This window comes from Dyadobacter endophyticus, from assembly GCF_014641595.1.
GTDB classification, from domain to species: domain Bacteria; phylum Bacteroidota; class Bacteroidia; order Cytophagales; family Spirosomataceae; genus Dyadobacter; species Dyadobacter endophyticus.
This window is the reverse complement of record NZ_BMIA01000004.1, coordinates 280461-293831: the sequence shown is the minus strand read 5'-3', so window position 1 is coordinate 293831 and position 13371 is coordinate 280461. Positions and strand designations below refer to the sequence as shown.

At 51.8% G+C, this 13371-nt stretch carries 10 protein-coding genes; 4 read left to right on the top strand and 6 right to left on the bottom strand.

Annotated features, from left to right (window positions below; all coding sequences use genetic code 11):
• Positions 1-28: 28 nt before the first annotated feature.
• The 4 genes from IEY24_RS25750 to IEY24_RS25735 are packed head-to-tail and all read right to left on the bottom strand — an operon-like array spanning position 29 to position 7818.
• Complete coding sequence (locus IEY24_RS25750; RefSeq protein WP_188937822.1) at positions 29-1861, bottom strand: sialidase/neuraminidase family protein; 1833 nt, start codon at positions 1859-1861, stop codon at positions 29-31.
• Positions 1862-1865: 4 nt separating this feature from the next.
• Positions 1866-3245: a glycoside hydrolase family 140 protein gene (locus IEY24_RS25745; RefSeq protein ID WP_229223150.1), complete on the bottom strand. Its 1380-nt coding sequence runs from the start codon at positions 3243-3245 to the stop codon at positions 1866-1868.
• 3 nt (positions 3246-3248) lie between these two features.
• Positions 3249-4661 (bottom strand): RagB/SusD family nutrient uptake outer membrane protein, encoded by a 1413-nt coding sequence (locus IEY24_RS25740; RefSeq protein WP_188937820.1) that lies wholly within the window; start codon positions 4659-4661, stop codon positions 3249-3251.
• Between the two features lie 10 nt (positions 4662-4671).
• Positions 4672-7818, bottom strand: a complete 3147-nt coding sequence (locus IEY24_RS25735) for a SusC/RagA family TonB-linked outer membrane protein (protein WP_229223148.1) — start codon at positions 7816-7818, stop codon at positions 4672-4674.
• Positions 7819-8064: 246 nt separating this feature from the next.
• Between IEY24_RS25735 and IEY24_RS25730 the strand changes: the two genes are divergently transcribed.
• The 4 genes from IEY24_RS25730 to IEY24_RS25715 all read left to right on the top strand — a co-directional run bounded on the left by IEY24_RS25730 (position 8065) and on the right by IEY24_RS25715 (position 11389).
• On the top strand, positions 8065-9327 hold the full coding sequence (locus IEY24_RS25730) for a ribulose-bisphosphate carboxylase large subunit family protein (protein WP_188937814.1): 1263 nt from the start codon (positions 8065-8067) through the stop codon (positions 9325-9327).
• On the top strand, positions 9324-10718 hold the full coding sequence (locus IEY24_RS25725; RefSeq protein ID WP_188937812.1) for a four-carbon acid sugar kinase family protein: 1395 nt from the start codon (positions 9324-9326) through the stop codon (positions 10716-10718). The genes IEY24_RS25730 and IEY24_RS25725 overlap by 4 nt, the downstream gene beginning before the upstream one ends.
• Before the next feature lie 105 nt (positions 10719-10823).
• Positions 10824-11057 (top strand): DUF433 domain-containing protein, encoded by a 234-nt coding sequence (locus tag IEY24_RS25720; protein ID WP_188937810.1) that lies wholly within the window; start codon positions 10824-10826, stop codon positions 11055-11057.
• On the top strand, positions 11054-11389 hold the full coding sequence (locus IEY24_RS25715) for a DUF5615 family PIN-like protein (protein ID WP_188937807.1): 336 nt from the start codon (positions 11054-11056) through the stop codon (positions 11387-11389). Before IEY24_RS25720 ends, IEY24_RS25715 begins: the two co-directional genes overlap by 4 nt.
• Here the strand turns inward: IEY24_RS25715 and IEY24_RS25710 are convergent.
• Both IEY24_RS25710 and IEY24_RS25705 read right to left on the bottom strand, forming a co-directional pair.
• On the bottom strand, positions 11365-12672 hold the full coding sequence (locus IEY24_RS25710) for a bile acid:sodium symporter family protein (protein ID WP_229223146.1): 1308 nt from the start codon (positions 12670-12672) through the stop codon (positions 11365-11367). The genes IEY24_RS25715 and IEY24_RS25710 overlap by 25 nt on opposite strands.
• The gene (locus tag IEY24_RS25705) at positions 12672-13340 is read right to left on the bottom strand and encodes an aspartate/glutamate racemase family protein (protein ID WP_188937805.1); all 669 of its coding nucleotides are present in this window, start codon (positions 13338-13340) and stop codon (positions 12672-12674) included. Before IEY24_RS25705 ends, IEY24_RS25710 begins: the two co-directional genes overlap by 1 nt.
• Positions 13341-13371: the final 31 nt, after the last annotated feature.

Here is a 13371-nt window from a genome sequence, read left to right as displayed (position 1 = left end):
AGCCATGCCTTTCCGGCGAAAACCTGCATTAGAATGGCTTGGTAATCAAATAATCTATTTCAAAAACCGCCTCCGGGTCCTGAATACCTGCATTTGGCAGGTCGTACATCTGGTCCGTGGGCGTATCGGCATCGGGAAAGCGGCGGGTTTCGCCGGTACGGAATGCAATGCGGCTCACAGCTTCCAGCGGGGCGAAAAGTACACCGGTCCCCACCTGTTTACCATTCACAACGACACTGTAAAGCCGCGTTTCGGTGTTGGCCTGCACCTTAACGTCGTAGCGCTGTCCTTTTTGGTATTCCAAAAGTGTTTTGTTGCGGTAGCCTGCTTTTAACCTGAATATCCCGGTTGAATCAAAAGACAAACGAATGCCCGGCGTACCCTTTGCATCGAGGAATTCTATGTCTAATAAACCGGTGTCGTTCTGGCTGGGCGTCACCGAAAATTCGGCATCCAGCTTTTTCGTCGCGGGAATCACGCGCTCAACGCGGGCATAGTCGAAGTGATCTGCATCTTTGATAATCAATGATTTACCATTCTGACCTTCACCAACACTTACCGGCGCTTGCAAAGGACTGTAAATATTCCATTCATCAAGCTCCTTACCATCCGGCATTTGCGCAAAGCGGTCGGCGGCGTGCTTTTCGGCCTTCTCGCGTACGGGAACGGGTATTCCCGACACCCAGATATCTTCCTTATTCATACTGTAAGTCACCCAGAGATTGCCGTCCGGTGGTGCGCCATCGCCTTCGGAAATACCGCGGACGTATTGCGGGCCGTAAGATTTATAGTTGCCTCCGTAGCGCATTGACGTGATTTCGCCATTTACTAGCAGCAGGTTTTTGTAATCCAAACCATCATCACTCACCGAAATCGCCAGCGGCCAGCGGAACTCGGAGGGATTATAAACCGTCGCGTACTTGCCGTCCGACGTTTTTTGCCCCCAGATTTTCGCATTACTATTCACAAAACCCGGCGCGCGTCTGGGATTGTACAGCCACGTTTTGCCCTCGTTCCTGCTGATACTGGTCAGTGCATTTTTCCAAAGACCGACCACACGGCCGTCGGGTAAGTGATAGGAACTGAATGCCTTATATTCCCCTTTCAAACTGATCACCGGGTCATTACGGTCAGCTTCTTCCACCCATTGCTGGGTTACGAGCTTATTGGCCAGCAGTTCGTCGCAGGCTTCTACAAAGCCTCTGTCCTCGCTTTCGGTGTACATTGGATAATCCGAAGGCGCTTTCCAGGATGCATTGTGCCGAATAAAATAGATTGGGCCGTAAGTACCATCTTTCCTAATCTCCCGCACCACCCGTCCGATCCCGTGACCGTCGTTCGGATCGTCTTTGGCATCGAGCACCATTCCGAAGTAGGCCAATGTGAGCAAACGGTTGCTTTTGGAGACATAAAAACCCATCCGCTGATGCATTACCGCGTACAAATCTTTCGCTACACCGGGGTGTCCCTCCTTTTTCGTACCGTCGGGAATTTTGTAAGGCGGAAAAATCGCAACCGGCTTCGTCCAGGTTTTACCGTTTTTCGAGGTTTGTAAAAGGGTCTGTCCCGGCGGGATGTGCTCACCGACGGGATTACTGAGATAATTCAAATAAAATGTACCATTCCAGTAGGCTAGCATCGGGGCGTGGTTATAGGTCCAGGTAATGGCCGAATCCCTGCTCGCATCGGTGCGGTTGGCCCGTAAAGTCTGGTACGAATGCACGCCGATGGCGGGGCTCAATTGTCCATGGTGGTAGTCGACATTCACAAGCGTTTTGCCTGTGTAACGAATGGTTTCCTGCGCATTTGCCGTTTCCATCGCCATCAAAAGGGCGAACATTCCTGCTAATTCCTTATGCATACCGTTATTTTTCCAACACCAAAACCCAATCGTTCCCGTTTCTAACCTCTCCGGGCGGGTCAAATGTTTTGATTCCTCTGTTTGTTACTTTTCCTAAAACCCGGGTTTGCCCTGTGCGCGGGTCATACCAGCTCGCATTCAACTTGGCACCACCTATTTTCCCCATATTAATCTTCATATCACGACCATTCCAGGTGTAAATCAATGCATAATCTTTCCCACGGGTGGCCAGCAGGCGATCGTAGCGTTCGCCATTTTCCGCAAGGAGCGACTGGTCGGGCACGCGCTCGAAATAGGGTTTCGAGTGCATCAGGTTTTTCAAATGGATCATCTGACCGGCCCCGGGATCGTCAATCGCCTCTTCCCAGGAAGGCAGTTTCGGGTCTCGTGCGTACCGCATTTGCATTACGCCATTGTTCCCGTACGTGAACCCGCATGCGCCCGCGAACACCGACCAGTAAGCATATCGCCGCACGTCATCGGCCGTCCAAACGGGCAATGTCTTGTCGTGCAGGCCGTACCAGATGTTTTCGTACGATGGCTCGCCGTCGAGCACCGGCTTGATGGGCGTGCGGGCATAGTCAGCCTCTACATAACGCCAGTTGTCCTCGCCATACCGCAAATCTTTGGCCTCATTATCCTGTGCATACGTGCGGTGGCCCGATTGGAACATATTGAAATCCAACCAGTCGCGATCATGAAACCATTTCGAAGACTGCATTCTGCCAAACGGATGAAAGGTAATGAGATGGTTCGGATCTTCCGCCCGCAAGGTACTGCCAATCGCTTCCCAGACATCAGGAACAACGTCACCCTGAATGTCCCCACCATTGATCCATACAATATTGGACCGATCCCTGTAACGCCGCGCCAGAAACTGCGCATAGGCCCTCGCCTGCGCCGCGCTCGTCTTCCCGTTCTTCACCGCGTTGCCCCAAATAGGCACCATACCGATCTTAATGCCCTTCTCACCAGCTTTTCCGACGACATAATCAACGTGATCCCAGTAATCATACTCCTCCGAACGCTCAAAAGTATTCCCGTCAGTCACTTTCGGCACGCCCAAATCGTGGTTTGTCAAAGCGGAATCGCCATATACATTCACCGTTCGCAATGCCTGCACCACCATTACCTGCACCACATTAAAACCTTTTTGCTGCCGATCGGTAAGGTAGCGATCAGCTTCCTCCCGAGTGAGGCGATTGAAAAGCAGCCAGCCCGTATCGGCAAGCCAGAAGAACGGTTCCCCTTCCTGATCTGTGAAAAAGCGTCCATTTTCAGAAATTTTCAGCGTCTTCGACTGACTATAAACAGGCTTTGTGCCGGCGATAAAACCGGCACAAAGGAGCATCAGGAGTTTAAGGTTCAAGAGCTTAGAATCCATGCGTCAATACCCTGCATTCTGCGTAATCTTGGCGTTCTGATCCCTGACAAAGTTCGGAATCGGGAATACCAGTTTGTTTTGCGTTACGGGCTTGCCCTTTGCCACCAGGACATCTACCACGCGGTTGGTGCGTTTTAAATCAAACCAGCGATGAAATTCGAATGCGAGCTCCACGCGGCGTTCGTGCTCTACGGCCAATGCTACCGTGTTGTATTTCGCGGGGTAACCGGTTTCTCCGTACAATGGCAATCCGGCCCGTTTCCGCACCTGATTCAGGTAAGTGGCGTCGCCGGTCGCTTCGGAAAGCAACAGCAGCAGATCGGCGTAGCGCAGCACCATGAAATTGTTGTTCGCAGCGATGTTCTGGTTGATCAGCGGCGCGGTTTTATCCTGCCATTTTTTAGGGAATTTAGTTTTGGTAAAATTGCCTTTTGCATCTGTAAAGCCGGTATCGATCGACGCCTCGCGGCGGCCGTCTCCTTTTTCGTATTCATTCCAGATATCGTCCACAACCTGATTCATACCTGCGCCGTAAAAGCCCAAAGCATTGGAATTCGGGAAAAATTCGAGGTAGTAGTTGCTGTAAGGCGATGTCGCCGAGCCTCCCAGGAACTGAATTTCAAAGATCGACTCTTTCGTATTTTTGTTTTTGGCATCCCAAAGCGATGCATAAGCCGGCAGCAAATCGTATTGCTTGCTGTCGTATACCTCTTTGAGCTCCTTCACGCCATTGGTTTTGTCGCCAACGGCCAGGTACACCTTCCCGAGCAAGGTTTGCGCAGCGCCCTTCGTAGCCCGGCCGGTGATCGCCGATGCAGCCGGAAGTTTGGATTTAGCTTCCGCCAGGTCTTTGGTAATCTGGGCGTAAATCTCAGTCGCCGGGGTACGCAGGATGTCGTAGGCTTCCGCCGCGCTTACCGGACGTGTTACCAGCGGCACATCGCCCCAGAGCTGTACCATATTATAGTAATACAGCGAGCGCAGGAAGAGCATTTCGCCTTGTGTCTGGGCCTTGTAGGCAACATCGAGATCGGCGCCCTGGATCCTGTCCAAAATGATATTGATATTGTAGATCGAACGGTAGAAATCCTGCCAGAATTGGTACACCATCGTGTTTGCAGGAGCGAGCGTATAGTCACGGAACTGCCATTTGTCGGCTTGGTTGCCCGAAATGTTGTAGATCGTGACGTTGTCCGACATCAGCTCGCCGGCGTAGGAAACCGGGCCCTGCGGGTGATACACGGTATAAAGCGTGTTGTAGGCCGCATTGGCAGCGAGGTCGAAATCCGATTTTGTTTTGTAAAAATTCTCCGCACTCGGGTTCGATACCGGCGCCAGTTCGAGAAATGAGTCCTTGCAGCTCCATTGCGTAGCGATCAATGCGGCGAGGGCTATGGATTTGATATATCTTTTCATTTTTCGTCTTTTAAAAATCAGCCTTAATCCCAACAGTAATCACCCGAGGCAGCGGATACGATCCATAATCAACACCCTGGAAAGCGCCCGGTACAGGTGCATTACCGCTGCTATACGAGCTGGAAGTTTCCATACTCGAAGAATAGGAAGTGGTACCATAAGTAGTATTCTCCGGATCGTAACCAATGTATTTACTCCACAAATGCACATTCTCCGCATTCACATATACCCTCGCCCCACTCACTTTCAGCTTTGAAGCCCATTTGCCAGGCAGCGCATACGATACGCGCACATTCCGCAAGCGTACGAACGTCGCATCCTCGACCCAATAGGAAGAAAACTGCTTCTGCAACCCGAGGTAATTCACCGACGGCTTGAAATGCTTCCCATCGCCAGGATTGCTTTCCGACCGCCAATAATTGTACATATCGGCGAAGAAATTCCGGCCATTATCCCAGGTACCGAGGTAGCGCACATTGTTGTTGGCAATTTCGCCGCCGAACGAGCCTTGGAACAGGAACGACAATTCGAATCCTTTGTAACCCACCGTATTGGTAATACCGGCGATAAAATTGGGCTGGTAATTACCCAGAACTGTCCGGTCGGCGTCGCTGATCTTGCCATCTCCATTCACGTCACGCACTTTCGGATCACCCGGTGTGGTGCTAGTGTGGTGCGGATAAGCATCTATTTCGGCTTGATTTTTGAAAACCCCGTCGAAAATGTAGCCGTAAAAGTTGGAAACAGGCTGGCCTACTTCGGTACGCACGGTCACTACGTTATCGACATACTGGATAGGTGCGTTGCCAGGGCCCAGTTGCAGCACTTTGTTGCGGTTTCTGGAAATGTTAAAATCGGTTGTCCAGGTAAATGCGCCCGTCAGGTTTTTGGTTGAAATATTCAATTCCACGCCCCGGTTGCGCATTTTACCAATGTTGGTAAGCTGAGTTGAGAAACCGGTAATGTCGGGCACCGGCACGAAAAGCAACATATCGCGGGTCACAGAGCTGTAATACTCGGCCGAAAGGTTAATGCGGTTATTGAAAAGGCCTAAATCAACGCCGATGTTGAACTGATTCGTCTTCTCCCATTTCAAATTCGGGTTCGCCAGACTGCTCACTTTCAAACCATTGGCCAGGTTTGTCCCATTCACATATTGCGCCGCAGCCAGCAGACTGATCGCCCCATAGTTCGGGATCTGGTTGTTACCGGTCACCCCGTAGCTCGCGCGAAGTTTCAGATTGTTCACAGCCGTCACGCCCGACATAAATGCCTCGTCCGAAAGCAACCAACCCGCCGAAACGGAAGGAAAATAGCCCCATTTGTTGTTCTCGCCAAAGCGCGACATTCCGTCTCGGCGCAGCGCTCCGGTCAGGAAATACCGGTTTTTGAAATTGTATTGAACCCTCGCCAGGTAGGATAGCAGCGACCATTCGCTGGCTGTCGTGTTACCGGCTGTCACCGTTCCGGCATTCAGTGTGTGGACGAGGTCGTTCGGGAAATTGTTGGCCGCCACGTACATGGTTTCGTCGCGCTGCTTCTGACTGGTGTAGCCAAGCAGGCCGGTCAATGCATGTTCGCCAAACTTCTTATCGTACGTCAATGTATTTTCACTCAGCCAGTTCAGCATGTACGCATCGCTCGCATTGCCCTGAGCGGCCAGTACAGCAGAATAGCCGTATTTCTGTTTATCATTCCAATAAAAATTGCTACGCGTATTGTAAAGGTTGCCGCTCAGGCTCGTACGGAACCGGAGCCCGTCGATGAGTTCGTATTCCAAATAACCCGTCGCCAGCGTATTGAACGACTTCCGGCCCTTATCTACCTCGCGTGTAAGCGAGTACGGGTGCCACAGGTTCATATCGGCAAAAGAAGTAAAGCGAAACCAGGTCGAATTCGGATCGCGGAAACCGAGGTTGCCGTTTTCATTGTAGACGGGAAAAATAGGGTCGCTTTGCAGGCCGAGGCTGATCACGTCACTTTTGCCTTGCGTACCCTCCGTACGGTCAAAAATAGAGGTTATTCCAATATTCAAACCTGCGCTGAGCCGTTTCGTAATCTGGGTTTTAAGGTTTGATCGCACAGCCAGGCGCTTGTAATAGTTAGCGTCCAGTACAGCCGTCTGATCCAGATAAGCGCCTGAAAACATGTACTGCGTCTTTTCGGTGCCGCCCGTGATCGTCACTTGGGCGTTATACGAAGGTGCCGTGCGGAACATCACATCCTGCCAGTCGGTACCCTTCCCGAACTGTTGCGGATTGGTCGTAAAGTCTTCCGGAATGCGTAATGTCGTCGGACGGGCGCTGTTGGGATCGCTCGCATTCCCCCCTTGTGCGGTCCATGCATTGTTTTTTGCATCAATGTAAGTCTCGATATACTGCTGCGCATCCATCATTTTCACGCGGCGCGTTACTTTCTGCGAACCGTACTCGACGTTCGCACTCACATTCACCTTGCCTGGCTTACCGGTTTTCGTGGTCACGATAATCACCCCGCTCGATCCGCGCGACCCGTAAATCGCGGCCGAAGAAGCATCTTTGAGTACTTCGATCGACTCGATATCCTGCGGGTTGATCAGGTTGAGATTGAAGTTTTCCAACGGCACGCCGTCCACAACAATCAGCGGGTTGGTACCGGCGGTAATCGAACTGATCCCGCGGATTTTAATCACCGGCGAAGCGCCCGGGGCACCTTGTGATTGCGAAATATTTACACCCGGCAGCGTTCCGGCCAGCGACTGGCTGACGTTGCTGAATGAACGGTCTTTGAATTTGTCATAATTGACGGAAATAACCGCGCCGGTCACCGCCCGCTTGCTTTGCGTTCCGTAACCTACTACCACCACTTCTTCGAGTGATTTGTTCTCAGGCACAAGCCTTACGCCGATGTCGGTGCGGGCACCGACAGTTTCCTCCACAGATTTGTAACCTACAAAACTGAATACCAGCACGGTAGCGTGATCCGGAACTTCGATCTGGAAAGCTCCGTCCGAATTGGTGGTCGTGCCGCGCTGGGTGCCTTTGATGACGACACTCACACCCGGCAGCGGGTCGGCGTCGCTTACACCCGTCACCCTGCCCTTCACGGACAGCGTCTGCGCATGAACCGCCGGAACTACCAGGAGACATGCCAGGATGATGCGTAAGAGTTGTTTCATAAACATTCAAACGATTAGGGAAGTAGTGATTTTCTTTTTCTTTCTTTTATATTCTAATTTTTACGAAAAGTATGAACAATTTTATTTTAAAAAAATATTTGTAAATTTTTTCTGTCTTATTTTTATAAATAATTGTTAAAATCGGGTTTTTGTTACTTCAAGATGCGTAAACAGGGCATTTAATCGCCTTTAAATCGAATCAAAAAGAACTATATTCGTAAGTATAAATATATCATCAGGAAATAAATGGAAAGAATAACGGCACGGTATTACATTGAAACCCCCTATCCAGTCGAAAGAGCAGCAACGGTGCTGGCCGGCGAGCAATCGTCGGGAACATTCGTGGCGGTGCCGGGCGAGACGGAGGAGCTGAAAAACCGATTCGCAGCCCGTGTGGAACAAATCGAACACCTCGAAACCGTTGCTCAACCAGCCATTCCGGGCGCTTCTTCCCCCGACGGATTGTATCGCCGTGCATTCGTAGACGTTTCCTGGTCGGCAGAAAACTTCGGACATAACCTCCCTACGCTTGTCTCGACCTTGCAGGGTAACCTGTACGAAATCACGCAGTTTACAGGCCTGAAACTCATGGATATCCGCTTCCCGGAATCTTACGCAAACTACTATTACGGTCCCCGATTCGGCATCGACGGCTGCCGCGAGCTTACAGCCACCGATATCGGCAAACCGCTCATTGGAACGATCATCAAGCCGAGTGTGGGACTTACGCCTGCGCAAACGGCCGAAACCGTGGGGGTACTGGCAAATGCAGGCATCGATTTCGTGAAGGACGACGAGTTGATGGCCGCCACCGCCAACTCCCGCTTCGAAGACCGCGTGGATGCGGTAATGCAGGTCATCAACCGCCACGCCGACCGTACCGGCAAAAAAATAATGTACGCATTCAATATCAGCGACGAAATGGAGCCGATGCTCCGGAAATACGAGCATATAGTCAAATCGGGCGGAACCTGCGCGATGATCAGCCTCAACAGCGTCGGCCTGTCGGGCACCAAGCGCATATGCGACCTGGGCGAGCTAGCGATCCACGGCCACCGCAACGGCTGGGGCATGCTGAACCGCCACCCATTGCTCGGTATCGAATTTCCGGCTTACCAAAAACTCTGGCGGCTCGCCGGTGTGGACCAGTTGCACGTGAATGGCATCCAAAACAAGTTCTGGGAATCGGACGATTCCGTGGTACGCTCAATTGCCTCGTGCCTCGATCACGCACCGCTGGATAAACCGATCCTGCCGGTAGTATCCTCCGGACAATGGGGCGGACAGGCATTTGAAACTTACCGTCGCACGAAAACCACCGACCTGCTTTACATGGCCGGAGGCGGCATCATGGCACATCCGGGCGGACCTGCGGCCGGTGTTGCCGCATTGCAGCAAGCCTGGGAAGGCGCTGTAAACGGCTTGACACTCGAAGAAGCCGCACGGCAATATCCGGAATTCGGGCAGTCGGTTGAAAAGTTCGGAAACCTGCAATTCGACCGCGCATGAGTTCCAGCAACGTGCTCCTGGCCTTTTATGGTGACGATTTTACAGGCTCCACTGACGCGCTGGAGATCCTTGAACGAAACGGCGTCCGCACCGCATTATTCATAGAACCACCGACGCCGAAAGACCTCGCCCGCTTCCCGCATATCCGGGCATTCGGCATCGCGGGGATGACGCGCGCGATGGCCCCGGCGCAAATGGAGGCTACGCTCCGCCCTGCGTTCGCGGCGCTTAAAACTTCCGGTGCGCGGCATATTCATTATAAAGTCTGCTCCACGTTCGATTCGTCGCCGGCCATCGGCAGCATCGGCAAAGCCATTGACATCGGAGCGGAAGTATTTGATCCGAAATTCACATCATTAATCGTGGCGGCGCCTGTGCTCGGTCGCTATTGTGCATTCGGGAACCTATTTGCAAGGATGGGCATCGGCAGCAACGGCCACATCCACCGACTCGACCGCCATCCTAGCATGAGCAAGCACCCGACCACACCGTCGGACGAAAGTGATCTACGGCTACATTTGGGTAAGCAAACGGGCAAACTCTGCGGCCTGATCGACATTTTACAGATCGAAAAGCCCCGGAAAGAGACCTCGGCATTACTCCAAACCATTGTCGAGGAAAATGATATTGTACTTTTCGACGGGCTTTACGAACACCAGATGCGGCGTATCGGCGCACTTATCGACCCATACGGAAGCCCCGCCGCGCCGCACTTTTCGGTTGGTTCATCGGGCGTTGAAATGGCGCTGACCGGATTCTGGAAAACCCAAGGTTTCGTCCAAAATCGCACCCAATGGCCCGATCCGGGCGAATCCACACCGTTACTAGTTATCTCCGGCAGTTGCTCGCCAGTCACAGCGCAGCAAATTGAATATGCATTGGCGCGCGGTTTCACCGAAATCACCCTCGACACACCCGCCATAGCAGCGGGAACGCACGACGCTGCCTTTTCAAACGAAACAAACAAAGCCATGCACCTGCTCGCGACAGGTAAAAGCGTGATCATCCACACCAGCAAAGGCACGCAGGACGAACGTTTTATACAATCTAATAACGTTCTAAAAAGCAAAGGCCTATCATCTACGGAAATTCAGGCACTTACCTCATCCCTGTACGGCGAAGCACTGGGCAGTATTGCCCGATACGTTATCTCGGCCTCTCCTACCAAACGCATTGTCATCGCCGGTGGCGACACATCGGGTGTGGTAGCACGGGCAATGGGCATCAAAGCGGTTGAAATGATCGCCTCTTTGTCCCCCGGCGCACCACTCTGCCGCGCATTTGCGCCCGGCACGGCTGCTGATGGGCTGGAAGTTGTTTTTAAGGGCGGACAGGTTGGTGGGGAGGATTATTTTGAGGTGGTTCAAAGAGGAAGCCGCACTGACCGATAGTAAGTCAGAGCATTCCTTCTGCTGATCCATATATAGTGGTTGATAAATAGCACTCCAAACCTCCTATTAACTTCGTATCTTTATTAAAATCAATCTTTCAAAATCATGCAGCACTGGCAGGAACGGATCAGCATTAATCCTGAAATAAGGTTTGGAAAACCTTGTATTAAAGGTACGAGAATAGCTGTACGTGACATACTGGGTTGGCTAGCGAGCGAAATGACATATGAGCAAATCATCGAAGACTTTCCACCAATCACCCGTGAAGATATTCTTGCTGCCCTGGAATTCGCGGAAAACGGGGAAGAAAATTCTAAAATTCTGATCACAGCAACATGAAATTTCTTTTTGACGAGAACATATCTTACCGAATCGTCAAAAAGTTAAAAGCCTCATTGCCCGATTGCATTCATGTTAGTCAAACGCCACTGAGATACGCCTCCACAGACCGCACCATTTGGGAATACGCCAAGGCCAGAAGTTACATTATTGTAACCTTTGATGCGGACTTTAAAGGCTTGGCCAACGTACTCTCATTTCCCCCAAAAGTCATCCTTTTAAAAACCGGAAACTGCTCCACAGAGTCCGTAGTGACCTTATTGCAAAATAGGCTGGGGGAAATCTCAAAGTTTAACAAATCTGAAATCTATGGCGTGATGGAGATCTCCTGAATCTCCTCCCCCCGGCTTATCTCGTTCCGCCGCCAGTAATTCGCCAATATTGACCCTGAAATATTCATCCAGGGACTAAATACAGCCGCGGCGAGCCCGACCGTCCCCAATTTCCCCATCGCCCCTGCCAGGCCCGAGGCCATTCCGCCATTTTGCAACCCCACCTCAAATGCCATTGTACGCGCCGAGGGTTTATCCAGGCCCAACAGTCGGCTTAGCCAATACCCAAAAAAATACCCGGCCGAATTATGCACAACCGACACGAAAAAGAGCAAAAACCCGACTTGCAAAAGATTGTCGCGACCGGCCGCGGTGGTTACGGTGGTGAAATAAATAATACCGAACATAGAAACGTAAGGCATATACCGGTCAAGTTTTTTGAATGATAATGTGGCTAAATGATACACCAAGCCTACCAGCACAGCACCAGCGAAGAATGACAGCACTTCCAGCGATTGCAATGCAGGTTCGGAAACCGCTTCGGCCAACCACGACCACAAGCCGAAAGTCAGCGATCCCAGCCACATCAAAGACACTAACGCTACGCTATAAACGTTTCTTTTTCCATGAGGCGTCGAAGTTTTCATAAAGTCGTGGATCAATGCGGCGCCTATGGGCACAATGACGATCTTGATGATCTCCATCATCATATCCAGAAACCGGATCTGAATGAGCGTTCCCGCGAGAATTTTCATGAGGAACGGGGTCAAAAATGGAGCGGCGAGAGTCGTCATAGCGGTTACGGCCACGGAAAGCACGAGGTTCGCTCTCGCAATGTAAACCATCACATTGGAAGCCAATCCGCTCGAACAAGAACCTAGAAGGATGACCCCCGCTGCAATTTCAGGGTCGAAATGAAAGACCTTAGTCAATGCAAAACCGGTAAGGGGCATGATGGTGAAATGACTGCACAGGCCAACGAGAACTCCTTTACCCGAGGTAGCAAGCTCCGAGAAATCACGCAGGCTCATCTGTATGCCCATTCCGAACATGACAAATTGCACCACGATAAGTATCAGCCACTTATTTCGCAGATCAAAATCTCCCACATGCAGCAAAGATTGCGGATATGTCATGCCGGCCACTACCGCAGCAGCGATCCAGGCCGTGTATTGATACCCTTGCAAAAACGGGACTGCGCCCATGCCGATAGCCGAGGCGACTGCCGTACCCAGCGCGACTGCCCTGAACAGCTCATCAGCCTGTGTTAACCATGCGAAAGCCAGTAATGCGAGGCCAAACGAGGCCAATGCAAGACATATTTTCCTAAATATCAGCATCATTATAATGGGTTAATAACCGAAGCCAGGTAACGTACCGCTTCCGGCGGGCTAGCTATAATCGGAACCGTTTTCTCCGCCTCCGACAGCGCGTCCACAACACGCGCCATCGACGCCTGCGCGAGCAGGATCACATCCACTTGCGCAGATAACTCGCGTAACGCTTGCGCGACCATCTGATCGTGCAAACCCGGATTTCCGCCCATCAGCGCGTCGAAAGCACCCTCGCAGAGCCTGGTGGTCAATTCACTTTCCTTTCCCGCAACCCGGGCACGACGCGTTACCAGATCGGCGGTCGGTTCCAGCGTAGTGGGCAATGTCGCCACCACGCCTATTTTCTTTCCTGTTGCAACGGCCAGATCCGCCATAGGCTGATCAACACGGAGCACCGGCACCGACGAAAGTGCGGCAGCGGCCTCCACAGCTCTTCCGATGGAGGAGCATGTTACCAGAATATGGTCCGCACCCGCCGCCTCGGCCGAGGCCACATAATCGACAACCCGGCGGGCCGTTGCCGGCACAAGTTTCCCTTTCGCGATGACATCCTTGATCAGACTATCGTCGACGATATTGAACACATTTACGCCCGGCAGGTACTCACTGCATAGTTGCTGAAAGATCGGCACGAGCGTGGCCGAGGTGTGAATCAATCCTAATGTTACTGGTTTCATGAATGAGCTTTCGGAAATCAATTGTGGACCT